This window comes from Cedecea lapagei, assembly GCF_900635955.1.
Taxonomy (GTDB): Bacteria; Pseudomonadota; Gammaproteobacteria; order Enterobacterales; family Enterobacteriaceae; genus Cedecea; species Cedecea lapagei.
This window is the reverse complement of the sequence record NZ_LR134201.1, coordinates 3104922-3131018: the sequence shown is the minus strand read 5'-3', so window position 1 is coordinate 3131018 and position 26097 is coordinate 3104922. Positions and strand designations below refer to the sequence as shown.

The window sequence follows — 26097 nt, the reverse complement described above, 5'->3', positions numbered from 1 at the left end:
TATTCTGTCATATCGCCGTCACACTAAAACAATTCCCTGCCGTAGCGGTATTTTCGCCACCTGTATAGACAAAAGATGTCTAAAAAGTTGATAAAAGGCGTTTTTTCATCCGGGCTATAGTCGCCAACCCTGGCTACAGTTATTCTGGCGTGGAGGTAAAAACAAGCAACGTCTGCGTGAGAATATCCCAGCTTCTTTTTCTGCAGCATGAATAGAGATGCATGAATTTTGCATGTTGAAAAGAGCATGCGGCAAATGCGGGTAAGCCACATTGCACAAATTCGGCTCATTCGAGCCCGGTCTGGCCTTTATTCAGAAGGAATGAAATTATGTTCGACCAAGGTAAAAAATGGTTGTCGGGGATGGTTGCCGGTACGCTGATGGCAGCTTCTGCCGCCGGCTTTGCCGCAGAACAAAAGACGCTGCACGTCTATAACTGGTCTGACTATATTGCGCCGGATACCCTGGCGAATTTCACCAAAGAGACCGGGATCAAGGTCGTCTATGACGTGTTTGACTCCAACGAGGTGCTGGAAGGGAAGCTGATGGCGGGCAGTACCGGCTACGACCTTGTGGTGCCGTCTTCGCAGTTCCTGGAGCGCCAGGCGCAGGCCGGTATTTTTGAGCCGCTGGATAAAAGCAAACTGCCGAACTACAAAAATCTCGACCCGGAGATGCTCAAGCTGGTGGCGCAAAACGACCACGACAATAAATACGGCATTCCCTACATGATGGTCACGACCGGCATTGGCTATAACGTCGACAAGGTGAAAGCCGCGCTCGGCAAAGATGCCCCGGTCAACAGCTGGGATCTGATCCTGAAGCCGGAAAACCTCGAAAAGCTGAAAAGCTGCGGCGTTTCGTTCCTCGATGCGCCGAGTGAGATCTATGCCACCGTGCTTCACTACCTGGGTAAAGATCCCAACAGCACTAACGCGGCTGACTATACCGGCGCGGCTAGCGATCTGCTGATGAAGCTGCGCCCGAATATTCGCTACTTCCACTCCTCGCAGTACATCAACGATCTGGCCAACGGCGATATCTGCGTCGCCATTGGCTGGTCGGGCGATATCCTGCAGGCCGCCAACCGCGCCAAAGATGCCAAAAATGGCGTAAATATTGCTTATTCCATTCCTAAGGAAGGCGCAATGGTCTACTTCGATATGTTTGCCATTCCGGCAGACGCGAAGAACAAAGATGAGGCGTATCAGTTCCTTAACTATCTGATGAAGCCAGAGGTTGTGGCGAACATCAGCAACCATATTTATTACGCCAACGCCAACAAAGAGGCCACGCCGCTGCTGAGCGAAGAGGTCCGCAGCAATCCGGGTATTTATCCGCCGGCAGATATTCGTGCCAGGCTGTTCACACAAACGGTAATGCCGGCGAAGATTGACCGGGTCATCACCCGCGCGTGGACTAAGGTTAAAACAGGCAAGTAAGGTCCGATACACCCTGCACCGGGCGGTTGCACCAGCGTTGTGCAATCGCCCCAGCCTTAACGGAAGCCCTTGTTTCCGGGCTGGCTAAAAGTACGGCATCCTGGCCGTATCTTCTTTTTGCTTTTGCCGGAGAGCAACAGAATTGAATGACGCAACTCCTCGTCCGCAGTCCAGAATACCAAAAGCGCTCACGCCGCTGCTGGAAATCCGTAATCTCACCAAATCATTTGATGGCCAGCACGCCGTGGATGACGTCAGCCTGACCATCTACAAGGGCGAAATCTTTGCCTTACTGGGTGCCTCCGGCTGCGGCAAGTCTACGCTGCTGCGCATGCTGGCGGGTTTTGAGCAGCCAAGCGCCGGGCAAATCATGCTTGATGGCGTTGATTTATCTCATGTGCCGCCCTACCAGCGGCCGATCAACATGATGTTCCAGTCCTACGCGCTGTTCCCGCACATGACCGTGGAGCAGAACATCGCATTTGGCCTTAAGCAGGACAAGCTGCCGAAGGCGGAGATTGCCAGCCGGGTGGCGGAGATGCTCACCCTGGTGCATATGCAGGAGTTTGCGAAACGTAAACCTCACCAGCTTTCCGGCGGCCAGCGCCAGCGCGTGGCGTTAGCTCGTAGCCTGGCTAAGCGTCCTAAATTGCTGCTGCTTGACGAACCCATGGGCGCGCTGGATAAAAAACTACGCGATCGTATGCAGCTCGAAGTGGTAGACATTCTTGAGCGCGTCGGCGTGACCTGCGTGATGGTGACTCACGACCAGGAAGAGGCGATGACCATGGCCGGGAGGATTGCGATCATGAATCGCGGTAAGTTCGTGCAGATTGGCGAGCCGGAAGAGATTTATGAGCATCCCACCACCCGCTACAGCGCGGAGTTTATCGGCTCGGTTAACGTTTTCGAAGGGCTGCTGAAGGCGCGCCAGGACGACGGGCTGGTGATTGACAGTCCGGGACTGTTGCATCCGATGAAGGTGGATCCTGACGCCTCGGTGGTTGACGGCGTGCCGGTCTTCGTCGCGCTGCGCCCGGAAAAAGTGATGCTCTGCGACGAGCCGCCGGCCGACGGCTATAACTTTGCCGTGGGTGAAGTCGTGCACATCGCCTACCTGGGCGATCTCTCTATCTATCACGTTCGCCTGAAAAGCGGGCAGACAATCAGCGCTCAGCTGCAGAACGAACATCGCTATCGAAAAGGGGCGCCCACCTGGGGAGATGAAGTTCGCCTCTGCTGGGATGCCGACAGCTGTGTCGTTTTGACGGTATAAGGGGGCAAGATGGCAACGCTTTCTGACGGCCCTGCGGAGCCTGTCGTACCTCAGTCCGGCGGCATGAAGCGCCGACTTTCTCGTCTGTGGCTCGCCCACGGGCGCAAGCTGGTGATTGCGGCACCGTATTTATGGCTGATCCTGCTGTTTATGCTGCCGTTCCTCATCGTCTTTAAGATCAGTTTTTCGGAAATAGCCCGGGCTATCCCTCCCTACAGCGATCTGGTCAGCTGGGCTGACGGGCAGCTGTCGATCACTCTGAATCTGGCTAACTACTTCCAGCTGACGGACGACCCGCTCTATGTTGAGGCTTACCTGCAGTCTCTTCAGGTGGCGGCCGTTTCAACGCTGTGCTGCCTGGCCCTCGGCTACCCCCTCGCCTGGGCGATAGCGCACAGCAAACCCTCAACGCGCAATATCCTGCTGCTGCTGGTAATTCTGCCCTCGTGGACCTCGTTCCTGATCCGCGTCTACGCGTGGATGGGCATCCTGAAAAACAACGGCATTTTGAATAATGTGCTGCTTTGGCTCGGGGTGATCGACCAGCCGCTGACGATTTTGCACACCAATCTTGCGGTCTACATCGGCATTGTTTACGCCTATCTGCCGTTTATGGTGCTGCCGATTTATACCGCGCTGACGCGTATTGATTACTCGCTGGTGGAGGCTTCGTTAGATCTCGGCGCTCGCCCGCTGAAGACCTTCTTTAAGGTGATCGTGCCGCTGACGAAAGGCGGGATAATCGCCGGTTCGATGCTGGTGTTTATCCCGGCGGTAGGGGAGTTTGTTATTCCGGAGCTGCTCGGCGGCCCGGACAGCATCATGATTGGCCGAGTCCTGTGGCAGGAGTTCTTTAATAACCGCGACTGGCCAGTGGCCTCCGCCGTGGCAATTATTATGCTGCTGCTTCTCATTGTGCCGATCATGTGGTTCCACAAATATCAGAATAAAGCGGCGGAGGACCACGCATGAACAACTTACCGGTCGTGCGCTCTCCGTGGCGTATTCTGATCCTGGTCATCGGCTTTACCTTCCTGTATGCGCCGATGCTGATGCTGGTCGTCTATTCGTTTAACAGTTCGAGGCTGGTCACGGTATGGGCCGGCTGGTCGACCCGCTGGTACGGCGAGCTGTTCCGGGATTCGGCGATGATGAACGCCGTTGGCCTGAGCCTGAGCATTGCCGCCGCCGCCGCCACGATGGCGGTTATCCTCGGGACAATTGCCGCCGTGGTGATGGTGCGTTTTGGGCGCTTCCGGGGTTCAAACGGCTTTGCTTTTATGCTGACCGCGCCGCTGGTGATGCCGGACGTTATCACCGGGCTTTCGCTGCTGCTGCTGTTCGTGGCGCTGGCGCACGCCACGGGCTGGCCGAGTGACAGAGGTATGCTCACCATCTGGCTGGCGCATGTCACGTTCTGTACCGCATATGTTGCCGTGGTGATTAGCTCTCGTCTCAGGGAGCTGGATCGTTCAATAGAAGAAGCGGCGATGGATCTGGGGGCGACGCCGCTGAAAGTGTTCTTTGTGATCACCGTTCCGATGATTTCCCCGGCCATTATCTCCGGCTGGCTGCTGGCATTTACGCTTTCTCTCGACGATCTGGTTATCGCCAGCTTCGTTTCGGGGCCGGGAGCAACCACGCTGCCGATGCTGGTATTCTCAAATGTGCGTATGGGAGTTAATCCGGAAATTAACGCTCTGGCGTCGATTATTCTTGGCGTCGTAGGCGTTATCGGTTTGATTGCATGGTGGTTTATGGCGCGAGCAGAAAAGCAGCGCCTGCGTGACATCCAGAGTGCAAGGCGTAGTTAAAACGCCTAAAATCTGCAATGATGTGCCCCCGGTGCCGCGCCTGTCGCGGCACCGTGACGTAAGGAACGCGAGGTTGTGGAAATTATCAGGAAACAGCGGTCAATTCATGCAAAATTAAACGTCCCCACGCTTGTGATGGTGGCGGCTATCGGCATCGTCACTACCCGATGCCTCGACTTGCTGCTGCTGTTGAATATGCTCGGGATTAGCGGAGCGATGGACTTTGTGCATCGCAGCGTACAAACCTGGCCCCTGACGCTGGTGTTTCTAGGCAGCCTGCTGATGCTTTTTGCCGAATTACGCTGCGCGTTTGTGATAATCAAAGGGCGCAACTGGGGACGCTGGGTGTTCCTGCTGACTCAGGTTATTTCGGTAACTTATTTGTCTCTGGCCTCGCTTGGCTGGGGGTATCCGGAATTGTTCAGCATTGCCGGCGGCACAAAGCATGAGATCTTCCGCTCGCTGTTCACCCAAAAGCTACCCGATATCCTGGTGCTGCTTCTGCTTTTTGTGCCCGCCCGCAGCCGGCTTTTTTTCAGACTTCAGTAAGCGCAGAGTGCTACAATCTGCGCCCTCGTTTTTTCTCAGGGTTTACCTATGCAATGCGCGCTCTATGATGCTGGCCGCTGCCGTTCCTGCCAGTGGATTGAACAATCGGTTGAAGACCAGCTTTCCGCTAAAATGACCGATCTCCGGCAGCTGCTGGACGGCATTGCGGTGGGCGAATGGTGCAAGCCGGTCAGCGGCCCTGAGCAGGCGTTTCGCAATAAAGCCAAAATGGTGGTCAGCGGCAGCGTGGAAAAACCGCTGCTGGGAATGCTGCACCGTGACGGCACCCCCGAAGATTTAACAGACTGCCCGCTTTATCCCGCCTCGTTTGAGCCTGTTTTTACCGTCCTGAAGCCGTTTATTGCTCGCGCGGGATTAACGCCTTATAGCGTAGCCCGCAAGCGTGGAGAGCTGAAGTATCTGCTGCTGACCGAAAGTCAGGCCGATGGCGGCATGATGCTGCGTTTTGTTCTGCGCTCCGAAAGCAAGCTGGAGCAGCTGAAAGCGGCGCTGCCGTGGCTTCAGCAGCAGCTTCCGCAGCTTAAGGTCATTTCGGCCAATATTCAGCCTGTGCATATGGCCATTATGGAAGGCGAGCAGGAAATCCCGCTCACCGAACAGCGTGCGCTTGAGGAGGTTTTCAACGGCGTGCCGCTGTTTATTCGCCCTCAAAGCTTTTTCCAGACCAATCCGCAGGTTGCCTCCCGGCTGTATGCCACCGCACGCGACTGGGTTCGCGAGCTGCCGGTCAGGCATATGTGGGATCTGTTCTGCGGCGTCGGCGGTTTTGGGCTGCACTGCGCCACGCCTGAGATGAAGCTGACCGGAATAGAAATCGCCCCGGAAGCGATCGCCAGCGCGAAGCAGTCGGCGGAAAAGCTGGGCCTGCACAATCTTCACTTTCAGGCGCTGGACTCTACACAGTTTGCCGTTGCCCAGCAGGATATCCCGCAGCTGGTGCTGGTGAACCCGCCGCGTCGCGGTATTGGCAAAGCGCTATGTGACTATCTGGCGCAGATGTCTCCGGCCTTTATCGTCTATTCGAGCTGCAACGCGCAAACCATGGCGAAGGATATTAAGATGCTGCCGGGTTACCGCGTGGTGCGTACCCAGCTGTTTGATATGTTCCCGCACACGTCCCACTACGAAGTGCTGACGCTGCTGGAGCGTTGCCCTTCATCCTGACGTTTGACCCTTCTTTGACCTGTTCCTGGAGGTGTCTGCTAGCCCGTGGTTTTCCGTTCACCTACCGAATGGTTATCTCTGCACTTTCCGCAAACAGTGAACGTGTCAGGTGGCATTACGCCATGCCCCCTGACAACCCCCGGCGCCCGGCAAGCTCATCGCCGCTGAAGCGGTAAACCCACCGGCTATCACCCAAACATTCGGGGTCGTTCGCGATTCGTTCCCGACGATCGCTCTCTTTCGCTGTTCCCGACAGCTCAACCCCGCCTGAGTTGGGTCATAGCCGGGGGCGATGAGAGCCGGGAACAAGGGTGTGGCTGTGGAACCGGAAGCGACTGGAACGTTCTGTGTGGCTGCGGGATTGAAGCGAGGCACGGTTCCGGCTTAAATCGCCTCCGTTTTCTCTCCGACTGGCCAGGGTCCGGCCGTCGGGAACGGCCGGAGGCTGAGAGCGTCGGGAACGCATCTCAGGCGACCCAGGACTGGGAGATAAAACGGAGGTCTGCCGCTTCAGCGGTCGATTTATTTCGCCGGGAGTCCGGGTTCTTAGGGGAGTGACGGTGACTCCCCTAAGACGTTCACCGGTGCGGGGGCTGCATATAAAACAGGACGCAAAGTGAACGGAACTTTAGCTAATCCTTCATAATCGATGATATTTGTGACGACTCTATAGCTGTACTTTCACTCCCCAGAGGATCGCGATGAGAACAAACTTACTGCGGGAACCACTGATTGCTAAGCTTCTGATAAGTCCCGTCCGCTTTAATCGCCGCCAGCGCGTCGTTCAGCTTCTTCAGCAGCGCTTGGTTGTCCGGGCGAACCGCAATGCCTAAGCCAGTGCCAAAATACTGCGCGTCGGTCACGTGTTCGCCTACGGTGCCGAGCTGCGGGTTGGTTTTCAGCCATTCGTTCACCACGGCGGTATCGCCAAAGACCCCATCAATACGGCCATTCTTCAGGTCGATAATCGCGTTCTGGTAGCTGTCATAAGAGACGGTTTTGATCTCAGGATGTTTATCCTGCAGATATTTCTGGTGCGTGGTGCCGTTTTCCATCCCGATGCGTTTGCCCTTGAGGTCGTCCAGCGACGTAAACTGGCCTTTTTTGGCAATCACCACCGCCGAGTTGGCGTAGTAGGGGTTGGTAAAGGCGACCTGTTTTGCGCGCTCCGGCGTGATGTCCATACCTGAAATGACCGCATCGTATTTACGGAATTTCAGCGAAGGAATCAGGCTGTCGAAAGCGTGGTTGGTAAAGGTACATTCGGCCTGCATTTGTTTGCATAATGCTTTTGCCAGATCGATATCGAAGCCGACGATCTGATTGCTGGCGTCCAGAGATTCAAAAGGGGGATAGGTTGCCGAAGAGCCGAAGTTGATTTTATCCGCTGCGGCCGCGCCGAATGCGGTTGTAGCGAAGATTGCGGCTAACAGTAACTTTTTCATGCGTGTTGCTCCCGTCTGTCAGTATTGTTTTAAATCGCCGTTTCCCGACGTCAGGTAACCATGCCAAAATGTGAATTTATATTCAATAAAAATGTATATTTATATTTGTCGGGGCGTAAAAAAAGCGGGGTTTCCCCCGCCTTAAAAGCCCGCGTTTCTAGCTTCGACGCTCGAAGGCCAGCGCCCGGCGTTCGATAAAACGCATCAGCAGCGTGAGAAGCCCGTTGACGATGAGGTAGACCAGCCCGGCTGCGCCAAAGACCGCCACATCATAGGTGCGCCCGTACAACAGTTGTCCGTAGCCCATCACTTCCATCAGCGTAATGGTGTAGGCCAGTGAGGTACTCTTAAACACCAGCACCACTTCGTTTGAATAGGAAGAGAGCGCCCGCTTGAAGGCGTAAGGCAGCAAAATCGCCAGCGTGTCTTTCTTGCTCATCCCTAGCGCGCTACAGGACTGCCACTGGCCTTCCGGAATGGCTCTGATGGCCCCGTAAAACAGCTGCGTGGTGTATGCCGCGCTGTTAAGCGACAGCGCAATCAACGCGCACAGCCACGGTTCGGAAAGCAGATGCCACAGCACCGGATAGTGCTGGAGCGACGGGAACTGCCCCGGGCCGTAGTAAATCAGGAAGATTTGCACCAGCAGCGGCGTACCGGTGAACAGCGTAATGTAGGCGCGGACAACGTAGACCAGCACGGGCGTTTTCAGCGTCAGAACGATGGTGAACAGCAGCGACAGTACCAGCGCCACGGCAATAGAGGCGGCGGTAAGCGTCAGGCTGGTGTGCAGACCTTTCATCAGCTCCGGTAAGTACTCGAGCATCAGTCAGGCCTCCGTTCAAAGCGCGTGGCGCGCAGGTCGATACGTTTCAGGATGTACTGGCTCAGCAGGGTGATTACCAGGTAAATCGCCGCGGCAATCACATACCAGGTGAACGGCTCTTGGGTGCGGGTGGCGATACTTTTGGTCTGCAGCATCAGGTCATTCACGCTGATGAGCGACACCAGCGCGGTGTCTTTCAGCAGTACCAGCCACTGGTTACCCAGACCCGGCAGCGCGTGGCGCCACATTTGCGGCATCACCAGCCGGAAGAAAATCGCAGTTTTGGATAAACCCAGCGCCTGGCCAGATTCCCACTGCCCAGTCGGCACCGCTTTAAGCGCGCCGCGCAGCGTCTGCGAAGCGTAGGCGGAATAGAGCAGGGAGAGGGCTATCACGCCGCAGAGGAACGGGCTGACGTCGAAGTTTTCAATCTCCATTTTGACCGGGATTGCGGCAAAACCGAGGTTGAGAGTAAAGCCGTCAGAGAGTATCAGCAGCAGCTGGGAGGAGCCGAAGTAGATAAACAGCACCACCAGAATTTCAGGCAGGCCACGGAAAAGCGTGACCAGCCCTGAGCCAACCCAGGCCACCGGGCGCCATTTGGCGGACTCCCAGACGGCAAAGATCATCGCCAGCACAAGGCCGACTATCAGGGCACAAACGGCAAGGCCGACGGTCATCCCGGCGGCGCTTGCTAATGGAAACAATTCGTTCATCGAGTCGATTACTTCTGGAACCATTTGTCGTAGATGGCTTTGTAGGTGCCATCTTGTTTCACTTTATCCAGCGCGGCGTTGAATTTGCTCTGCAGGTCAGTGTTGCCCTGGCGCAGGGCGATGCCGAGGCCGGTGCCGAAGTAATCTTTGTCGGTCACTTTGTCGCCAACGGCAACCAGTTCCGGGTTGGCTTTCAACCATTCGGTCACCACAGCCGTGTCGCCGAAGACCGCATCAATACGGCCATTCTGCAGATCCAGTTTGGCGTTCTGGTAGCTGTCGTAAGGCACGGTGGTGATTTCCGGGTGCTTGTCGGTAATGTATTTCTGGTGGGTGGTGCCGTTCTGAATACCGACTTTCTTGCCCTTCAGCGCCGCAATATCGGCATACTTACCTTTTACGCCCACGAACAGCGCGGAGTTATCGTAGTAAGGTTTGGTGAACAGAACCTGCTTTTCACGCTCAGGGGTGATGTCCATCCCCGCCATCACCGCGTCAATACGGCGGAACTTCAGGCTTGGGATCAGGCTGTCGAACGCCTGGTTGGTGAAGGTACAGGTGGCGTCGATCTGTTTGCACAGGGCGTTAGCCAGGTCAACGTCAAAGCCGACGATCTTGTTGTTGGCGTCGATAGATTCAAACGGAGGGTAAGAGGCTTCGGTAGCAAAACGGATAGTCTGTGCGGCGGTAGCAGAAAGGCTCAGAGTGGCTAAAAGAGTGGCCAGCAAAACTTTTTTCATTGTCGTTTTCCCGTTCAACATCAGTGAGAGAGATAGAATTTAAACGCATCGGTTTGCGGGTTAGCAAAGCAGCTGGCATCACCCTGTTCGATGATGTGGCCGTTTTCCATATACACCACGCGGCTGGCGGTTTTACGCGCCACTTCGACTTCATGGGTCACGATGACCTGAGTAATGTTGGTTTCCGCCAGCTCGCGGATAATGCTGACGATCTGCGCGGTAATTTCCGGGTCAAGAGCGGCTGTTGGCTCATCAAACAGCAGAACCTGCGGCTCCATCATCAGGGCGCGGGCAATCGCGACTCGCTGCTGCTGGCCGCCGGAAAGGTGCAGCGGATAGCGGTCCATATAGGGCTTCAGGCGCAGGCGCTCAAGCAGTTTGTCGGCGCGTTCACGCGCTTTATCTTTGCTTAGCCCAAGCACGCGGCACGGCGCTTCAATCAGGTTTTGCAGCACGGTGAGGTGCGGCCACAGATTGTATTGCTGGAAGACCATGCCGACATTCTGGCGCAGATCGCGAATTGCTTTATCGCCAGGTGCTTTGGAAAAGTCGAAAGCGTTACCCGCAATGCTCAGCGTGCCGGAGCGCGGCATCTCAAGCAGGTTAAGGACGCGCAGCAGAGAGCTCTTGCCGGCGCCGCTCGGGCCCAGCAACACCAGCGTCTCGCCCTGCGGGCAATTTAATGTGATGTCGAACAGCGCCTGATGGGCACCGTAAAAGCAATTAATGCTGTCTAGTTGAAATACTCATGCGCTGAAGTTGAATAGCAATTGAGGCCGCAAAGGGTACCTTTAACAGAATAGTTATGCAATCTTTGTGCGTTAAAACTTATAAATGACGGTTTTAATAGCTTAAACTTAGCACAAAATAGCGAGGCGGGTGGTGACTAAGTATAAAAAACCGCCTTCCCTGTAAATGCCAGACTATTTACAGGGATAACGTTTTTTCCACCCGCATGGCGTAAGCCTGAATTGCCGCTATTTCCCTTCAATTGCCTGGCGTAAGGTGCCGGTTGGCGCATGGCTCGCCGCCCCGAGGTAACGCACATCATCTACCGCCCAGCACTGACCCTCGCGCACCATCAGCACTTCATCTTTCCAGGTCTGACTGCCGCGAGTAAGGTCTACGCGTAGCGGGATATTACGCGCGTCGGTGTCAGGGATCGTGGACGCCGAAGTAACGCTGGCTTTATCCGGCCCTTCGGACTGGCTGGAGAAGATGTCGCTGCGGGTAAACGCGCTTTGCGCGGCTGGTGATGTGCTGGATTTTTGCAGCAGCTGGAACAGGGAATCGCTAAGGTAAGGGCGCAGCGCAGCAACGGAACTTAGTCCCTCGCCTTTGTGCGCGATACGGTAATCATAGAACTGCTGGGCGACATCGTCCGGCCCGCCGCTGATACACGGGCCACTGCGGACTCCGATATCTTTAAAGGCTGGCGTTACGGTAGTACAGGCTGAAAGAACCAGCGCACAGGGGAGAAGAGCCAAAGCTGAGCTGCGCATTTTTATTTCCTTATTTTCTCAGGAGGACTACCTTAGCATAGCGTATTGGCTCAAAATCGCGTGGCGATTGCCGGGCTAACATGTTGATGGCAAAGAGAGGAGAACGTGATGCAGTTTACAACGACGCCTGGCCTGGAAGGCCACACCATTACTGAATACTGCGGCGTAGTGACCGGGGAGGCTATCCTGGGCGCCAATATTTTCCGTGATTTTTTCGCCGGGGTTCGCGATATCGTCGGCGGTCGCTCCGGGGCCTATGAAAAAGAGTTACGCAAAGCGAGAGATATCGCGTTTCGCGAAATTCAGGAGCAGGCCGAAAGCCTCGGCGCTAACGCTGTCGTCGGGATTGATATCGACTATGAAACCGTGGGCAAGGATGGCAGCATGCTGATGGTCTGCGTCAGCGGCACGGCGGTGAAAACGCGAAAATGAAAGCAAGGATTCTGACTTTTATTCTGGCGCTATGGCTTGTCGGCTGCGCCAGCCAGCAAGGGATTGTCGATCGCGGCAGCTATAAAGTAGATACCAGGCACCAGGCGCAGGCCGCTTATCCGCGGGTTAAAATCCTGGTGATTCATTACACCGCGGATGACTTTTCCACTTCGCTTTCCACGCTGACTGACCGTAACGTCAGCGCTCACTATCTGATTCCTGCTAACCCGCCGCTCTCTGGCGGGAAGCCCGTTGTCTGGCAGCTCGTGCCGGAAGAGCAGCTGGCCTGGCATGCGGGCGTCAGCTTCTGGCGAGGCGCCACGCGGATTAACGACACGTCCGTGGGCATTGAGCTGGAAAATAAGGGCTATACGCTAATAGGGGATGTTCAACGCTTCTATCCGTTCAGCCAGCCACAGATTGCGGTGCTTGAAGACCTGGCGAAGCAGATTATTGCCCGCTATAACATCGCGCCGCAAAACGTGGTGGCTCATGGAGACATTGCCCCCCAGCGTAAGGTTGATCCTGGCCCGCTGTTCCCCTGGAAGCAGTTTGCGGAAAAAGGGATTGGCGCCTGGCCAGATGCTGCGAGAGTGGCGTTTTACCTAAACGGACGCAGCCCTCATCAGCCTGTAGACAAAACAGAGTTACTGGATGTGCTTTCCCGCTATGGCTATGAAGTGCTGCCGGGGATGACCGATGCGCAGCAGAAAAGGGTGATTGCCGCCTTCCAGATGCACTTCCGCCCGGCCAACTACAGCGGCGAGGCTGATGCTGAAAGCCAGGCGATAGCCGAGGCGCTGCTGGAGAAGTACGGCCAGGGCTAACCGCGGTGCAGCGTACCGTGATCTTTCAGCCACAGCGCCGTGCGCCGGATGCCTTCATCGAGGGTAACGATAGGCTGGTAGCCCAGCTCCGTTTCCGCTCGTGTGGTATCCAGCGTCAGGTCGAAGTTCAGCTTGGAGACGCCGTAGTGCGTGAGCACCGGCTCTTTGGAGGATTTATTGCCAAAATGCTCCAGGCTGCGGGCGATGATATCCAGCATCGGGTATGGCACCGAGCGAATGCGACATTTGATGCCGAGTTCGTCAATCAGCTTCTGTACGATGCTACGCAGCGGGCGCGCTTCCATATTGGTAATGTTGTAGGCGCGGCCTGAAGGTAAATCCCCTTTCTGGGTCGCCAGCCACATCGCGTGTACCGCGTTCTCCAGGTAGGTCATATCCACCAGCGCATCGCCGCCGCGCGGCAGCAGCACGCTACCGTAGTGGCGCATCATCTGCACCAGGCGCGGGAAGAACACCTTATCGTGCGGCCCAAACAGGCTTTGCGGGCGCAGGATGGTGAAACGCGTATTTGGGTTGGCCTGCGCCAGCAGCTGGATCACCTCTTCGCTGGCGGCTTTGCTGCGGGCAAATTCGTTGGCAAAGCGCACCGGGCGAAACTCTTCGCTGATATTGTGGTGGTGATGGTAGTCAAAATAGAGCGACGGCGACGAAATATGGATAAAGTCGCGCACGCCCCAGGCCACGGCCCATTCGCCCAGGCGACGGGTGGCACGAACGTTAGCGAGGTCGAAGGCCTGCTGGGTTCCCCACGGCGAGGTAAAGCTGGAGCAGTGCCACAGCGTGTCGACATCCGCGAGCATCACTTTAGCCTGCGAAGAGACCAGCTCTGTCAGGTCGGCATGAACAAACTCTGCCCCCATCTTTTGCAGCAGCTTGCCCATCGCTTCATTACGCCCGGTTGCCCGCACGCTGATGCCCCTGGCGCGTAAATACTCGACCGCGTTTCTGCCTAAACCGCTGGTTGCGCCGGTGACCAGTACCTTCATGTGACCAACTCGTTATGTTTAAGATTAACGCTGCGCATTTTTCCGTGAAACGGCAGCGCATGCAATGGGAATCCTGAAAGATTAGGAGCTAACTTCTCTTTTTGAGCGAGTTTTGTTCCGCCAAATGAACAATTCGCCGCGCCATTCCCTTAAAGATAAACAGATGGGCGGGGATCATCACCAGCCAGTAAAGCAGCCCGGCGCAGCCGTGAGGATGCCACCACGCCCTGACGTCCAGCCTGCGGTGGTTGCCATCATCCTGTAGGGTGAAAGAGAGCCGCCCAAGCCCCGGTGCTTTCATGCCAAACAGCAGCGTCAGCTCTTTTTCCGGCTCGGCAATAATCACTTTCCAGCTGTCAACGCTGTCGCCCACTTCCAGCAGAGGTTTCTCCGGCCGCCCTTTAGCAAGCCGGTGGCCGACCAGCAGATCCATCAGCGCACGGGTTTTCCACAGGGCATTGCCAAAAAAGTAACCTTCCTTGCCGCCGAGCTGGTTAATCACCTGCCACAGGGAAGAGAGATCGGCGTCGGTAGTCAGCGTGCAGCCTGCCTGTTTGGCAAAAAAGCCATACTCCGGCCGCCAGCGGGCAAACGCCTGGGCGTCATAGCCCCAGTCCTGCGAGTTAGCGAGCTTGTGTTCGTTCGCCAGCGTCATGCGTACGGCGTCATCAAAGCTGATGAGCTGCTGAGGGATGAGTTCGCGCAGGCTACGATCATCCGCCAGCAAATCGTGCTCAAGACCCTGAATCAGCGCTTTGGCGATGCCGGGCGGTACCGAGGTGATGACGTTCAAAAACCACACCGAAATCCAGCTGGTGGGAAGGGGTACGGGAATCAGCGGCCGGCGGCGTCCGCTGATGGCCATAAAGCGCTCAAACTGCTGCTGGTAGCTAAGCACTTCCGGGCCTGCGGCTTCAAACAGGCGATGCCCGGTTGCCGGATGGTCCAGAAGCTTCACCAGATAATGCAGCAGGTTGTCGAGGGCAATGGGTGATGTGCGGGAGCGCACCCAGCGCGGCGGCGTCAGCACCGGCAGGTTGTAAACCATATCTCGCATGACCTCGAAGGCGGCCGAGCCTGCGCCAACAATAATTCCCGCGCGCAGTTCGGTGACCGGAACGCCGGAATCGCGCAGGATATCCGCGGTGATTTGCCGCGCCTTCAGGTGCTTCGAGTGCGTTTGCCCACTTTTTGCCTGCAAAGAGCTCAGGAAAATAACCTGTTTGACCGGATGTTCGGTCAGGGCGTCGCGCATATTCAGCGCCGCCTTGCGTTCAAACTCCAGAAAATCATCGCCATCGCCCATGCTGTGGATGAGGTAATATACCGTATCCACGCTTTCCAACAGGGCGCCCAGGCGGTGGGGCCAGTGAAGATCAACGTGCCGACATTCGACGCCCGGCCACGGCTGTTTTTTCAGCCAGTCAATACGGCGTGCGGCGGCGGTGACGTGATGCCCGGCCGCCACGAGTAAAGGCACCAGGTGCTGGCCAATGTAGCCGCTGGCGCCGAGAACTAATATCCTTTGGGGTTCTGCCATCGTCCCTGACTCCCGTTAGTTTTGCAGGAAGCTGCGCCAGTGGGCGACGACTTCCGCCAGCTGACTGCGGGTAACGTCCAGGTGCGTGACAAGACGCGTTGCCGGCCCCGCGCTGATAATGACGCCACGCTCACGCATATACGGCCCCAAATCCTCAGCTTCTTCCGCCGTCATGCGTACAAACACCATGTTGGTATCCTGACGCATCACATCAACGCCAATTTCGCGCAGCTCTCCTGCCAGCCAGTGGGCGTTATCGTGATCTTCTTTCAGGCGATCAACGTTATTGTTCAGCGCATACAGGCCTGCCGCCGCCAGAATCCCGGCCTGGCGCATGCCGCCGCCCGTCATCTTACGCCAGCGCACGGCGCGCTTAATATACTCTTTGCTGCCGACCAGCAGGGAGCCTACCGGCGTCCCCAGTCCTTTAGACAGGCAGATAGTGAAGCTGTCGCAGTAGCGGGTAATCTCTTCCAGCTGGCAGCCGTAGGAGACGGCGGCGTTGAAAATGCGCGCCCCGTCAACGTGCAGCGCAAGGTTATGCTTGCGGGTGAATTCCCAGGCCTGCTGGAGGTATTCGCGCGGCAGCACTTTGCCGTTGTGGGTATTCTCCAGGCTTAAGAGCTTAGTGCGGGCGAAGTGAATGTCGTCCGGTTTAATCTTTGCCGCCACTTTATCCAGCGGCAGCGTACCGTCGCGATCCGCTTCAATAGGCTGGGGCTGAATGCTGCCCAGCACGGCTGCGCCACCGGCCTCATAAAGATAGTTATGGGCGGCCTGGCCAACAATATACTCTTCCCCGCGTTCGCAGTGGCTTAGCAAAGCAACGAGGTTGGCCTGAGTGCCGGTAGGTAAAAACAGGGCCGCTTCTTTACCGCTGATTTTTGCCGCGTAGTCCTGAAGCTGGTTAACGGTTGGATCGTCGCCGTAGACATCATCTCCGGTCGGCGCGGCCATCATTTGCTCCAGCATGGCGCGGGAAGGGCGGGTAACGGTATCGCTGCGTAAATCGATCATGGCGGGTCCTTTATCGAGAGGCTGCGCCCGGATGACTCTCCGGGCGACTGAAGCAACCTTCTTTTTTACCGGAACCAGTTGGTTTTCGCCAGCTCGATAACTTCATCTCCGCGCCCGCTGATGATGGCGCGCAGCATATACAGGCTGAATCCTTTAGCCTGTTCCAGCTTGATTTGCGGCGGAATAGCCAGCTCGTCTTTGGCAACGACAACGTCCACCAACACCGGACCGTCGGTGCTGAAAGCCTGTTCCAGGGCGGTGTTCAGCTCTTCGGGTTTTTCAACGCGAATGCCGGTGATGCCGCAGGCTTCGGCGATGCGGGCAAAGTTGGTGTCATGGAGTTCGGTGCCGTCGGTGAGATAGCCGCCGGCTTTCATCTCCATTGCCACAAAGCCCAGCACGCTGTTGTTGAAGACCACTATCTTAATCGGCAACTTCATTTGTGCGACGGAGAGGAAATCACCCATCAGCATGCTGAAGCCGCCGTCGCCGCACATTGCCACGACCTGACGATCGGGGGCGGTGGCTTTTGCGCCCAATGCCTGTGGCATGGCGTTAGCCATTGAGCCGTGGTTAAACGAGCCCAGCAGGCGGCGCTTGCCGTTCATCTTCAGGTAGCGTGCTGCCCAGACGGTCGGCGTACCCACGTCGCAGGTAAAAATGGCGTCATCGGAGGCGTAATGGCTGATTTGCTGCGCCAGGTACTGGGGATGGATTTGCTTGCCTTTGGTGGCTTTAGCCAGATCGTCCAGACCTTCACGCGCCTTGCGGTAATCCTCCAGCGCTTTATCGAGGAAGCTGCGATCGGTTTTCTCTTCCAGCATCGGCAGCAGGGCGGAAAGAGTTGCTTTGATATCGCCGATTAGCGCCATATCGACCTTGCTGTGCGCCCCGATGCTGCCGGGGTTGATATCAATCTGGATGATTTTTGCGTCCGTCGGGTAAAACGCGCGGTACGGGAACTGGGTGCCGAGCAGGATCAGCGTGTCGGCGTTCATCATCGTGTGGAAGCCGGAAGAGAAGCCGATCAGTCCGGTCATGCCAACGTCGTAAGGGTTATCGTACTCGACGTGCTCTTTACCGCGCAGGGCGTGAACAATAGGAGCTTTCAGCGTTGCCGCAAGCTGCACCAGTTCATCATGGGCGCCGGCACAGCCGCTGCCGCACATCAGGGCGATATTGTCGTTATAGCGCAGCAGCTGGGTGAGCTTTTTAAGCTCGTCATGATGTGGCGTCACCACGGGTTGAGGAGCAGGATACCAGTGAGTGGTCGCGTGTTCTGGCGCGGGCTTGAGCGCCACGTCGCCCGGCAGGACGACGACCGAAACGCCGCGGTTCAGGATGGCTTTACGCATGGCTATCGCCAGTACCTGCGGGATTTGCTCCGGGTTAGAGACCAGCTCGCAGTAGTGGCTGCATTCACGGAATAGCTCTTCGGGATGCGTTTCCTGGAAATAACCGCTGCCGATTTCGCTTGAAGGAATATGGGCGGCAATAGCGAGCACGGGGACGTGGTTTCGATGGCAGTCATACAGGCCGTTAATCAGATGCAGGTTACCCGGTCCACAAGAGCCAGCGCAGACCGCAAGCTCGCCGGTCAAATGTGCTTCTGCCCCCGCGGCGAAGGCGGCTACCTCCTCGTGGCGAGTGGGCATCCATTTAATGGTCCCCATACGGTTGAGGCTGTCGCTGAGGCCGTTCAGTGAATCGCCAGTGACGCCCCAGATACGTTTCACGCCTGCGCTCTCAAGCGTTTTAGCCAGCCAGGCTGCTACGGATTGTTTCATCGGTTTTCCTTGTCCAGTGTGATAGCGCTTACAAGCTTAGTTCAAATCCAGACGATCCTGAAAACAGCGCTATTTCTTCGCCAACTTTAAGCGTAAATCACCCTTGCTATCTTTTTAAAAGATCGGAAAATCAGATGGTTACTAAATTGTTAAATACAGTTAACGGCATACTGAATAAAGACGATCCGGGGAAATTATTCCTGCGCCTGGCGGTAGTAAAAGAAGAGGCACCGTGAGGTGCCTCAGATTGATGACAAACACCCGAAAAGCGTGGTTTTCGGGTGTTTGGGGTAAACCAGAGAACACAATTCATTGTTTTTACTAGACCGAAGGTCGGACCTTTTAAGGTCAATGAACGTTGTCAGCAGTCTCAGGCACCCTTCAGGTCAGGCGAGCACAAGGTCGCTTTGAGGATGGCAGGAGCAGGCCAGCACGTAGCCGCTGGCAATCTCTTCTTCCGTCAGCGTCATGGTGCTGGAGACGGTATAGTCGCCTGACAGCACTTTCGTTTTACAGCAGCCGCAAACCCCGGCGCGGCAGGCGGCATTTACCGGCACGCTGTTGCTTTCCAGCGCGGCAAGCAGCGTGCTGCCGACCGGCGAGTAAAACTCACGCATCGGCTGCAGCGTAGTGAACTTCAGACCGCTGGCTGCTGGTGCGGCTGCCGGGGTAAAGAACACTTCCTGATAAAACGCCTTCACGCCCAGCGCTTTCACTTCCTTCTCGACCATCTCCATGTATGGCGCAGGCCCGCAGGTCATGACCGTACGGCTGGCGATATCCGGCACCATGGCCAGGATATCGCGGCTCAGGCGGCCGGGAATAAAGCCGTGGGTGGCATTGTTCTCCGCCACCAGCGTGACCGGATACCGGCGCCATTCGTCAGCAAAAATGACGTCCTCCGGAGAGCGCACGTTGTAGATCACCTGTACGTCCGCCTGCGGGCGATGTTTCGCCAGCCAGCGGCGCATGGCCATAATCGGCGTGACGCCGCAGCCCGCCGCCATCAACAGATAGCTTTTGGACGACAGGTTCTCGCAGCTAAATTCCCCCTGCGCCTCAGACAGCCAGAGATAGTCCCCGACCTTCACTTCGCCGGTGAGCCACTGAGAGCCTGCACCGCCGTCAATACGCCGTATCGTCAGCGTAATATATTCGCTGATACCCGGCGTGGAAGAGAGAGTGTAGGCCCGCAGCGTTTCGCTGCCGTTGCGGATACTCACCAGCGCGTACTGCCCGGCCTTGTAGGGATAGAAGTCGTGGTTGATCAGCGACAGCGTCCAGACGTCCGGCGTTTCCTGATGAATATGGTGCACCTGCATACGATACGGGCACAGCGGCGTTGGCATGGTCATGGCTACTCCTTACGCGCTCATTAACTGTTGAATGTCTTGCTCAACGGTAGTGATGGCACGCAGACCAAACTTCTCGTTCAGCACCGCCAGCAGGTTTGGCGTGAGGAAGCCCGGCGAGGTTGGGCCGGTGACGATATTTGTGACGCCGAGCGACAGCAGGGTAAGCAGAATCACAATCGCTTTCTGCTCAAACCAGGAGAGCACCAGGCTTAAGGGCAGGTCGTTGACGCCGCAGCCCAGTTTTTCCGCCAGCGTGACGGCCAGAATAATCGCCGAGTAGGCGTCGTTACACTGGCCCGCATCCACCAGGCGCGGCAGGCCTTCGATATCGCCGAAGTCCAGCTTGTTAAAGCGATATTTCCCGCAGGCCAGAGTCAGGATCAGGCAGTCCTGAGGCACGCTGGTGGCGAAGTCGGTGAAGTAGTTGCGTTCCCCGCGGGCGCCGTCGCAGCCGCCGACCAGGAAGATGTGGCGCAGTTTTTCACGGCTGACCAGGTCGATAAGGGTGTCTGCCGCACCCAGCAGGGTCTGGCGGCCAAAGCCGACGGTGATCAGGTGTTCGATTTCGCTGTACGGGAAGCCCGCCATCTGCTGCGCCTGGGCAATGACCGGGGCAAAGTTGTCCCCTTCCAGGTGGCTGACGCCCGGCCAGCCGACGATGCTGCGGGTCCAGATGCGGTCGTCGTATGAGCCTACGGTCGGGTCGATAATGCAGTTGGAGGTCATTACGATAGGGCCGGGGAAACGGGCAAATTCGGTTTGCTGATTCTGCCAGCCGCTGCCGTAGTTGCCGACCAGATGTTTGAATTTGCGCAGCTCAGGGTAGCCGTGCGCCGGCAGCATTTCGCCGTGGGTATAGACGTTAACGCCGGTGCCTTCGGTTTGCTCGAGCAGGTGATAAAGATCTTTAAGATCGTGGCCGGAAATCAGGATGCATTTCCCGGCAACCGGGCGCACGTTTACCTGCGTCGGCGTCGGGTGGCCATATTTGCTGGTTTCACCGAGATCCAGAATGCTCATCACTTTGAAGTTCATCTGGCCGATTTCCATGGCGCAGTCGAGCAGGGCGCCCATGTCCGCAGGCCAGGTGCCAAGCCACGCCATAATTTTATGGTACTGGGCGTAGATTTCGTTGTCGTACTGGCCGAGCACGTGCGCATGCTCCATATAAGCTGCGGCGCCTTTCATGCCATACAGGCAAAGCAGACGCAGGCCGAGAATGTCCTCGCCAATATCGGCTTTGTCACGGTTTGGCGTGAATTCGGCGGCCTGGCGCTGCAGCTCGCCGAGGTCACTGCTAACCAGCTGCAGCTCTGCCTGTGGGTTTGTTACGGTTGCCGCAGGATCGACAGCCAAAGTGCGGGCTTTCAGATCTTCACGCATCGCAATCGCCTCGCGGGCATAGCCAACGATGCGGGCGGAGTTGAAGTTCACGTTGGTCAGCGTAGAGAAGAAGGCGCGCGGGGCGAAGTTATCCACTTCATGGTCGATAATCCCGCGTTCGCGAGCGGCGACCGCCCAGGCGGAAAGCCCCTGCAATGTCGCGATCAGCAGATCCTGCAGGTCGGAAGTCTGGGCCGTTTTACCGCAAACGCCCTGGGCATAGGCGCAGCCGTCACCGGCGGGGGTACGGATAGTCTGTTCACATTGCACACAAAACATGATGTCACCTTAAAGTTATATTTTAAATGCATGTTTAAGATTAGGCCTCGACAGGGTGGGTTAAAAGGATTTTTTGGTGCAACTTAAAGGGAGATTGATATAGCTCAACTTTGGCGGCAGCAGGCTGCCGCCAGGGAGGGATCAGGAGGCGAAAAAGGCAATCAGCAGCGGCGTCAGCAGGCTAAGAATAAAACCGTGAACGATGGCGGCGGGCACAATTTCTACCCCACCGCTGCGCTGCAGAACCGGCAGGGTAAAGTCCATTGAGGTGGCTCCGCAAAGGCCAAGCGCCGTCGAGCGGCTGCGGCGAACCAGGGCCGGGATCAGCATAATAGCCAGCAGCTCGCGTACCAGGTCATTAAAGAAGGTGGCGCTGCCGATCACCGGTCCGTAAGACTCGGTCATCAGGATCCCGGACAGCGAATACCAGCCAAAGCCGGAAGCCATCGCCATGCCGGTTTTGATCGGCAGACCGAGAAGAAAAGCATTAATCACACCGGCAATAAGTGAGCTCACGACAACCACGATGGCGACGATCATGCCGCGGCGGTTGAGCACGATTTGTCTGAAGGTCATACCGCTGTTGCGCAGCTGGATCCCCACCAGCAGCAGCAGGAAGATAAGCGTATATTCGCTGGCCTCAGTGGCATATTTCAGCACTTCAAACCCGGTCAGCCCCAGCAGGAAGCCGAGGGCGACCACGCCACAGAGCTGCAGGGACTCCAGCGCCATCGCAAGGCGGGAAGGGAGCTTCTCCTGCCTGTGCTGATGCCGCCAGGGCAGGGAACGCTCCAGCAGCAGCAGGCCCGCGACGTTACACAGCAGAATGACAACAACGCTGATGACCGAGTAATGAAGGATGGTCAGCAGGTTGCTGGCGAGGTTATCCAGAAACGCCAGGCTAATGCCCATCAGGAACAGGATCACATAGACAATCCAGCTCAGCAGGCGGTTAATCAGCCTGAGCAGAGGAGGTTGTTTCAGCGGGATAAGGTAGCCGGCGATCAGCGGCACCAGGATAATGAGCAATCCTGACAGCATGGGAAAGACAATCCTTTTTGGTTTAAATGTTACGGCGGATGTCACACTACCGAAAGAAGGGAAATGAGTCGAGCAGAGACGAATAAAAAGGGTCAGGCGGGGAAGTAAAAGAAAGAGCAGGCCCCCTGTCGGGAGCCTGCCAAAAGAGTTAGCTGCGTTTCTCCAGCAGGGTGCGGTGAATAACGCCGCCAAGAATACCGCCAATAATTGGCATGACCCAGAACAGCCACAGCTGATCCAGTGCCCAACCGCCCTGGAAAATAGCGACAGCGGTACTGCGCGCCGGGTTTACAGAAGTGTTGGTGACGGGAATGCTAATTAAGTGGATTAAGGTTAATGCCAGGCCAATTGCAATGGGAGCAAAACCCGGTGCCGCGAATTTATCAGTGGCACCATGAATAACAATTAAGAAGCCACAGGTTAAAACTATTTCAATCACAATGGCCGAGAGCATGGAATATCCACCCGGTGAGTGTTCACCGTAACCATTGGAGGCGAATCCGCTGGCGGCAGCGTCAAAGCCGGCTTTACCGCTGGCAATTAAATAAAGGATCCCGGCTGCGGCAATACCGCCAATAACCTGGGCGACGATATAGCCAATCACCTCTTTTGCCGGGAAACGGCCACCGGCCCACAGGCCAAGGGTCACTGCCGGGTTAAAGTGTCCGCCGGAGATATGGCCGACGGCAAAAGCCATGGTCAGCACGGTTAAACCAAAGGCCAGCGCCACTCCTGCAAAACCAATGCCCAACTCCGGAAATGCTGCCGCTAATACCGCGCTACCACAGCCACCCAATACCAGCCAGAATGTCCCGAAAAACTCGGCTGCTAATTTTCTAAACATAACCACCTCAGCTAAAAAACCTGGAAACAACTTACGGCTCACGCGCTAAATCACACGAACCCGATTGTCGCTAATTCACCGTCATTAAGTGAATGACGAAAGTAATATTAAATTCGCGTTAATATTAGGTATTCCGTCAATTCGCCACCAGCACAATAAATTCCTGTTTTTTGATTTAGGGCAATGCGGTGTTATTCCTGTATTGAGGAGAGGTGTGACAAGTATAGATTATCTTTGAATGAAGTAAGAATGTTCTGGATAGCAAAAAAAAAGAGGCTTCAGCGAACCGAACTTGTGAAGGGCGACGGGTTATATCGTGTAACGCTTTGACATTGCGCGGTGACATTGCCCTGCTGGTTGCCGCTATACTCGAAAAGAACCAGGGAAATAAAAGCGAGTGCACAGGAGGCGGTATGTTTCTCGAGCGGGTTGAGGTAGTTGGCTTTCGCGGTATTAATCGTTTGTCGTTAATGCTTGAGCAAAACAATGTGCTGATTGGCGAAAACGCCTGGGGAAGTCTAGCCTGCTTGATGCGCTGACGCTGCTGCTTTCTCCGCACCGTGAGCTCTACCATTTTGGACGTGAGGATTTCTATTTTCCGCCGGGGGAGATGCACGGACGTGAGAGCCACCTGCATATCATCCTGACGTTTCGTGAGGCGGCAGCGGGCCACCATTTAGGGCGGCGATATCGGAACCTGTCGCCGGTCTGGATTGCCGGTAATGACGGGTTCCATCGTATTTATTACCGCCTGGAGGGAGAGCTTGGGGATGAAGGCACGGTCTTAACGCTCCGCAGTTTTCTTGATGCCCATGGCCAGCCGCTTGCGCTGGATGAAATAGACGAGATGGCAATGAACATCACGCGTCTGAACCCCGTTCTGCGGCTCAGGGATGCACGCTTTATGCGGCGGCTGCGCAACGGCAGTATGCCCGAAATGCCTGAAACAGAGATGACGGCGCGGCAGCTTGATTTTCTGGCGCGGGAGCTGGTGTCCAGACCGCAAAATCTTACTGATTCTCAGCTACGGCAGGGGCTTTCCGCCATGGTGCAGCTGCTGGAGCACTATTTTTCCGAGCAGGGCGCCGTTGCCCATCAGCGGCTGATGCGTCGGCGCTCCCATGATGAGCAGCGCAGCTGGCGCTATCTCGATGTTATCAACCGTATGATTGATAAACCGGGCAGCCGTTCGCACCGTATGATCCTGCTGGGGATGTTCTCTACTTTATTGCAGGCAAAGGGCAGCGTCGCGCTCGATCGGGACGCACGGCCGCTTCTGCTGGTGGAGGATCCGGAAACACGTCTGCATCCGATTATGCTGTCGGTCGCCTGGCATCTGCTGAATTTGCTGCCGCTGCAGAAAATCACCACCACAAACTCCGGCGAATTACTGTCGTTGACGCCGGTTGAACAGGTCTGCCGCCTGGTGCGTGAATCATCAAAAGTGGCGGCGTGGCGGTTAGGTCCGGGCGGTATGAATGCCGAAGATAGCAGGCGAATTGCCTTTCATATTCGTTTTAACCGCGCGTCATCGCTTTTTTCCCGCTGCTGGCTGCTGGTGGAGGGAGAAACGGAAGTTTGGGTGATGAACGAGCTGGCGCGCCAGTGCGGGCACCATTTCGACGCTGAAGGCGTTAAGGTCATTGAGTTTGCGCAATCTGGCCTGCGGCCGTTAATTAAGTTTGCCCGCCGCATGGGAATCGAGTGGCACGTGCTGGTGGACGGCGATGATGCAGGTAAAAAATACGCCGCGACGGTACGCGGCTTACTCGATAACGATCGTGATCAGGAGCGGGATCATCTCACGGCGCTGCCGGCGCTCGATATGGAGCACTTTATGTATCGGCAGGGGTTTTCCGATGTCTTTCACCGCGTAGCGCAGATCCCCGAAAACGTGCCGATGAATTTGCGCCGGGTTATCACCAAAGCGATTCATCGTTCGTCAAAGCCGGACTTAGCCATAGAGGTGGCGCTGGAGGCAGGGCGGCGTGGGGTGGATGCTATTCCGCCTTTGCTGCGTAAAATGTTTTCCCGGGTGCTGTGGCTGGCGCGCGGCCGGGCGGATTAGCGCCCGGCGGGGGATGCAGGTTTAGAAGTGGCTGTTAATATTGCTCATCATGCCGTCGAGCAGCTCGTAGCGGCGGCGATATTCGGCGCGCTTTTTGCTCGCAATATCTTCCAGAGGTTTGCGTTCCACGCTGGACGGCAGCGCAAACAGGCCGTCGGCGCGGAGCTCACCGCTCATCGATAGCCAGAAGCTGTCATAGTCGGCGTGTAAGCTCTCTTTTTTCTTCTTCTCATAGCGCCATGAGCGGTAGATATGGGTGCTGTTGCTCACGGCCAGAATACGCTCAGCGTCGAGAAGTTTCGCCAGTTCACAGGCCACTTCAAGCAGCATACGTTTCGGGAACAGGCCGTGGCAGGCTTTGGTGGCAGCCTGAATAGCTTCATGAGGAACCCACGGTTTTGCGCCCTGCAGGCAGCCAATGAACAGGGTGTTTTTCCCTTCGAACTGGTTAAGGGTGAAGGTCATGCGGGCGAGCGGAACGCCGTCCTCATTACAGAAATTCAGGAAGGCTTCGCCCTCTTTGCCCTCGATATCATGAGAGCTGAGATCGATAAACATCAGTTCGTTATTTTTACCGATAAGCGTAGCCAGACGATACCCTTCGGTCGAGAAGTGGCCGCTCAACAGCTTTTTCGGCATTTTTTCGGTTATTTTCTGATAGTGGTAACCGATGGCCTCACGCGTATGCTTACGGCTGAGCGGCAGCGCAAGGTAAGGGCGATGCAGGCGGCAAGGCAGACCCGGCTGGGCGTTGAGCATGCTGGAGAGGTGCGGCTGGGCGGCCAGGCTGTTCATCAGGCTGGCGGTATGCGCGGGCATCACCATGGAGCGTAAAATAAACTTGCGACGATAAGCCTTTTTGGCCCACGATGCCCCCGGCTGCCACTGACCTGTCGCTAATGAAAGGAAGAGTTTCCAGCCAGTTTGGGGCAGTGTTTCGGTTACTTGCGCGGCAGCAATCTGGGACATAATTAAAACCTGAATTCGACTAAGATGGCGGTATTTCAGCACGCCGGACGTCA

At 56.3% G+C, this 26097-nt stretch carries 23 protein-coding genes and 1 pseudogene; 9 read left to right on the top strand and 15 right to left on the bottom strand.

What is annotated here, in order from left to right; genetic code table 11:
• Nucleotides 1–329: 329 nt before the first annotated feature.
• The 6 genes from potF to rlmC all read left to right on the top strand — a co-directional run bounded on the left by potF (nucleotide 330) and on the right by rlmC (nucleotide 6266).
• Complete coding sequence (gene potF, locus EL098_RS15130; RefSeq protein WP_126357001.1) at nucleotides 330–1442, top strand: spermidine/putrescine ABC transporter substrate-binding protein PotF; 1113 nt, start codon at nucleotides 330–332, stop codon at nucleotides 1440–1442.
• A 142-nt stretch (nucleotides 1443–1584) separates the two neighbouring features.
• Nucleotides 1585–2718 (top strand): putrescine ABC transporter ATP-binding subunit PotG, encoded by a 1134-nt coding sequence (potG, locus tag EL098_RS15125; RefSeq protein ID WP_164716878.1) that lies wholly within the window; start codon nucleotides 1585–1587, stop codon nucleotides 2716–2718.
• Nucleotides 2719–2727: 9 nt separating this feature from the next.
• Complete coding sequence (gene potH / locus EL098_RS15120; protein WP_126356999.1) at nucleotides 2728–3690, top strand: putrescine ABC transporter permease PotH; 963 nt, start codon at nucleotides 2728–2730, stop codon at nucleotides 3688–3690.
• Entirely contained in the window at nucleotides 3687–4532 is an 846-nt protein-coding gene (potI, locus tag EL098_RS15115) for a putrescine ABC transporter permease PotI (protein WP_126356998.1), read from the top strand. The genes potH and potI overlap by 4 nt, the downstream gene beginning before the upstream one ends.
• Before the next feature lie 135 nt (nucleotides 4533–4667).
• Nucleotides 4668–5081, top strand: a complete 414-nt coding sequence (locus tag EL098_RS15110) for a YbjO family protein (protein ID WP_408609135.1) — start codon at nucleotides 4668–4670, stop codon at nucleotides 5079–5081.
• Between the two features lie 48 nt (nucleotides 5082–5129).
• Entirely contained in the window at nucleotides 5130–6266 is a 1137-nt protein-coding gene (rlmC, locus tag EL098_RS15105; RefSeq protein WP_126356996.1) for a 23S rRNA (uracil(747)-C(5))-methyltransferase RlmC, read from the top strand.
• A gap of 713 nt (nucleotides 6267–6979) precedes the next feature.
• Here rlmC and artJ read toward each other — a convergent pair.
• From artJ to EL098_RS15075, 6 genes are all read right to left on the bottom strand, one after another.
• Complete coding sequence (artJ, locus tag EL098_RS15100; RefSeq protein WP_126356995.1) at nucleotides 6980–7711, bottom strand: arginine ABC transporter substrate-binding protein ArtJ; 732 nt, start codon at nucleotides 7709–7711, stop codon at nucleotides 6980–6982.
• Nucleotides 7712–7868: 157 nt separating this feature from the next.
• Nucleotides 7869–8537: an arginine ABC transporter permease ArtM gene (gene artM / locus EL098_RS15095; protein WP_126356994.1), complete on the bottom strand. Its 669-nt coding sequence runs from the start codon at nucleotides 8535–8537 to the stop codon at nucleotides 7869–7871.
• Nucleotides 8537–9253, bottom strand: coding sequence for an arginine ABC transporter permease ArtQ (gene artQ / locus EL098_RS15090; RefSeq protein ID WP_126356993.1), 717 nt, complete (start codon nucleotides 9251–9253; stop codon nucleotides 8537–8539). The genes artM and artQ overlap by 1 nt, the downstream gene beginning before the upstream one ends.
• Before the next feature lie 8 nt (nucleotides 9254–9261).
• Nucleotides 9262–9993, bottom strand: a complete 732-nt coding sequence (gene artI, locus EL098_RS15085) for an arginine ABC transporter substrate-binding protein ArtI (protein ID WP_126356992.1) — start codon at nucleotides 9991–9993, stop codon at nucleotides 9262–9264.
• A 20-nt stretch (nucleotides 9994–10013) separates the two neighbouring features.
• Nucleotides 10014–10721 carry an arginine ABC transporter ATP-binding protein ArtP gene (artP, locus tag EL098_RS15080; RefSeq protein ID WP_126356991.1) on the bottom strand — a complete coding sequence of 236 codons (708 nt, stop codon included), beginning with the start codon at nucleotides 10719–10721 and terminating at the stop codon, nucleotides 10014–10016.
• A gap of 249 nt (nucleotides 10722–10970) precedes the next feature.
• The gene (locus tag EL098_RS15075) at nucleotides 10971–11495 is read right to left on the bottom strand and encodes a lipoprotein (protein ID WP_126356990.1); all 525 of its coding nucleotides are present in this window, start codon (nucleotides 11493–11495) and stop codon (nucleotides 10971–10973) included.
• Nucleotides 11496–11603: 108 nt separating this feature from the next.
• Here EL098_RS15075 and EL098_RS15070 point away from each other — a divergent pair, with 108 nt between their 5' ends.
• Nucleotides 11604–11927, top strand: coding sequence for a heavy metal-binding domain-containing protein (locus tag EL098_RS15070; RefSeq protein WP_008461083.1), 324 nt, complete (start codon nucleotides 11604–11606; stop codon nucleotides 11925–11927).
• Nucleotides 11924–12754: an N-acetylmuramoyl-L-alanine amidase gene (locus EL098_RS15065; protein WP_126356989.1), complete on the top strand. Its 831-nt coding sequence runs from the start codon at nucleotides 11924–11926 to the stop codon at nucleotides 12752–12754. Before EL098_RS15070 ends, EL098_RS15065 begins: the two co-directional genes overlap by 4 nt.
• On the opposite strand, the gene EL098_RS15060 is transcribed toward EL098_RS15065, so the two are convergent.
• From EL098_RS15060 to aqpZ, 8 genes are all read right to left on the bottom strand, one after another.
• Nucleotides 12751–13761: an NAD-dependent epimerase/dehydratase family protein gene (locus EL098_RS15060; RefSeq protein ID WP_126356988.1), complete on the bottom strand. Its 1011-nt coding sequence runs from the start codon at nucleotides 13759–13761 to the stop codon at nucleotides 12751–12753. The two genes, EL098_RS15065 and EL098_RS15060, sit on opposite strands and share 4 nt — an antisense overlap.
• Before the next feature lie 88 nt (nucleotides 13762–13849).
• The gene (locus EL098_RS15055) at nucleotides 13850–15301 is read right to left on the bottom strand and encodes an SDR family oxidoreductase (protein WP_126356987.1); all 1452 of its coding nucleotides are present in this window, start codon (nucleotides 15299–15301) and stop codon (nucleotides 13850–13852) included.
• Nucleotides 15302–15316: 15 nt separating this feature from the next.
• Nucleotides 15317–16318, bottom strand: a complete 1002-nt coding sequence (ltaE, locus tag EL098_RS15050; RefSeq protein WP_126356986.1) for a low-specificity L-threonine aldolase — start codon at nucleotides 16316–16318, stop codon at nucleotides 15317–15319.
• 65 nt (nucleotides 16319–16383) lie between these two features.
• On the bottom strand, nucleotides 16384–18105 hold the full coding sequence (gene poxB, locus EL098_RS15045; protein ID WP_126356985.1) for a ubiquinone-dependent pyruvate dehydrogenase: 1722 nt from the start codon (nucleotides 18103–18105) through the stop codon (nucleotides 16384–16386).
• A 386-nt stretch (nucleotides 18106–18491) separates the two neighbouring features.
• Nucleotides 18492–19460 carry an NADH oxidoreductase gene (hcr, locus tag EL098_RS15035; protein WP_126356984.1) on the bottom strand — a complete coding sequence of 323 codons (969 nt, stop codon included), beginning with the start codon at nucleotides 19458–19460 and terminating at the stop codon, nucleotides 18492–18494.
• Between the two features lie 9 nt (nucleotides 19461–19469).
• Complete coding sequence (gene hcp / locus EL098_RS15030) at nucleotides 19470–21122, bottom strand: hydroxylamine reductase (RefSeq protein WP_126356983.1); 1653 nt, start codon at nucleotides 21120–21122, stop codon at nucleotides 19470–19472.
• A gap of 141 nt (nucleotides 21123–21263) precedes the next feature.
• Complete coding sequence (locus tag EL098_RS15025) at nucleotides 21264–22163, bottom strand: lysine exporter LysO family protein (RefSeq protein WP_126356982.1); 900 nt, start codon at nucleotides 22161–22163, stop codon at nucleotides 21264–21266.
• A gap of 148 nt (nucleotides 22164–22311) precedes the next feature.
• Nucleotides 22312–23007: an aquaporin Z gene (aqpZ, locus tag EL098_RS15020; RefSeq protein WP_126356981.1), complete on the bottom strand. Its 696-nt coding sequence runs from the start codon at nucleotides 23005–23007 to the stop codon at nucleotides 22312–22314.
• Nucleotides 23008–23420: 413 nt separating this feature from the next.
• On the opposite strand from aqpZ, the pseudogene EL098_RS15015 reads away from it, so the two are divergent.
• Nucleotides 23421–25075 (top strand): annotated as a pseudogene (locus EL098_RS15015) (ATP-dependent endonuclease).
• A 21-nt stretch (nucleotides 25076–25096) separates the two neighbouring features.
• On the opposite strand, the gene EL098_RS15010 reads toward EL098_RS15015, so the two are convergent.
• Entirely contained in the window at nucleotides 25097–26044 is a 948-nt protein-coding gene (locus EL098_RS15010; RefSeq protein WP_126356980.1) for a VirK/YbjX family protein, read from the bottom strand.
• Between the last annotated feature and the right edge of the window lie 53 nt (nucleotides 26045–26097).

Coding starts and splice junctions, on each gene's coding strand:
- potF (WP_126357001.1), top strand. CDS start 330: ATGTTCGACCAAGGTAAAAAATGGTTGTCGGGGATGGTTGCCGGTACG.
- potH (WP_126356999.1), top strand. CDS start 2,728: ATGGCAACGCTTTCTGACGGCCCTGCGGAGCCTGTCGTACCTCAGTCC.
- potI (WP_126356998.1), top strand. CDS start 3,687: ATGAACAACTTACCGGTCGTGCGCTCTCCGTGGCGTATTCTGATCCTG.
- EL098_RS15110 (WP_408609135.1), top strand. CDS start 4,668: ATGGTGGCGGCTATCGGCATCGTCACTACCCGATGCCTCGACTTGCTG.
- rlmC (WP_126356996.1), top strand. CDS start 5,130: ATGCAATGCGCGCTCTATGATGCTGGCCGCTGCCGTTCCTGCCAGTGG.
- artJ (WP_126356995.1), bottom strand. CDS start 7,711: ATGAAAAAGTTACTGTTAGCCGCAATCTTCGCTACAACCGCATTCGGC.
- artM (WP_126356994.1), bottom strand. CDS start 8,537: ATGCTCGAGTACTTACCGGAGCTGATGAAAGGTCTGCACACCAGCCTG.
- artQ (WP_126356993.1), bottom strand. CDS start 9,253: ATGAACGAATTGTTTCCATTAGCAAGCGCCGCCGGGATGACCGTCGGC.
- artI (WP_126356992.1), bottom strand. CDS start 9,993: ATGAAAAAAGTTTTGCTGGCCACTCTTTTAGCCACTCTGAGCCTTTCT.
- EL098_RS15075 (WP_126356990.1), bottom strand. CDS start 11,495: ATGCGCAGCTCAGCTTTGGCTCTTCTCCCCTGTGCGCTGGTTCTTTCA.
- EL098_RS15070 (WP_008461083.1), top strand. CDS start 11,604: ATGCAGTTTACAACGACGCCTGGCCTGGAAGGCCACACCATTACTGAA.
- EL098_RS15065 (WP_126356989.1), top strand. CDS start 11,924: ATGAAAGCAAGGATTCTGACTTTTATTCTGGCGCTATGGCTTGTCGGC.
- EL098_RS15060 (WP_126356988.1), bottom strand. CDS start 13,761: ATGAAGGTACTGGTCACCGGCGCAACCAGCGGTTTAGGCAGAAACGCG.
- EL098_RS15055 (WP_126356987.1), bottom strand. CDS start 15,301: ATGGCAGAACCCCAAAGGATATTAGTTCTCGGCGCCAGCGGCTACATT.
- ltaE (WP_126356986.1), bottom strand. CDS start 16,318: ATGATCGATTTACGCAGCGATACCGTTACCCGCCCTTCCCGCGCCATG.
- poxB (WP_126356985.1), bottom strand. CDS start 18,105: ATGAAACAATCCGTAGCAGCCTGGCTGGCTAAAACGCTTGAGAGCGCA.
- hcr (WP_126356984.1), bottom strand. CDS start 19,460: ATGACCATGCCAACGCCGCTGTGCCCGTATCGTATGCAGGTGCACCAT.
- hcp (WP_126356983.1), bottom strand. CDS start 21,122: ATGTTTTGTGTGCAATGTGAACAGACTATCCGTACCCCCGCCGGTGAC.
- EL098_RS15025 (WP_126356982.1), bottom strand. CDS start 22,163: ATGCTGTCAGGATTGCTCATTATCCTGGTGCCGCTGATCGCCGGCTAC.
- aqpZ (WP_126356981.1), bottom strand. CDS start 23,007: ATGTTTAGAAAATTAGCAGCCGAGTTTTTCGGGACATTCTGGCTGGTA.
- EL098_RS15010 (WP_126356980.1), bottom strand. CDS start 26,044: ATGTCCCAGATTGCTGCCGCGCAAGTAACCGAAACACTGCCCCAAACT.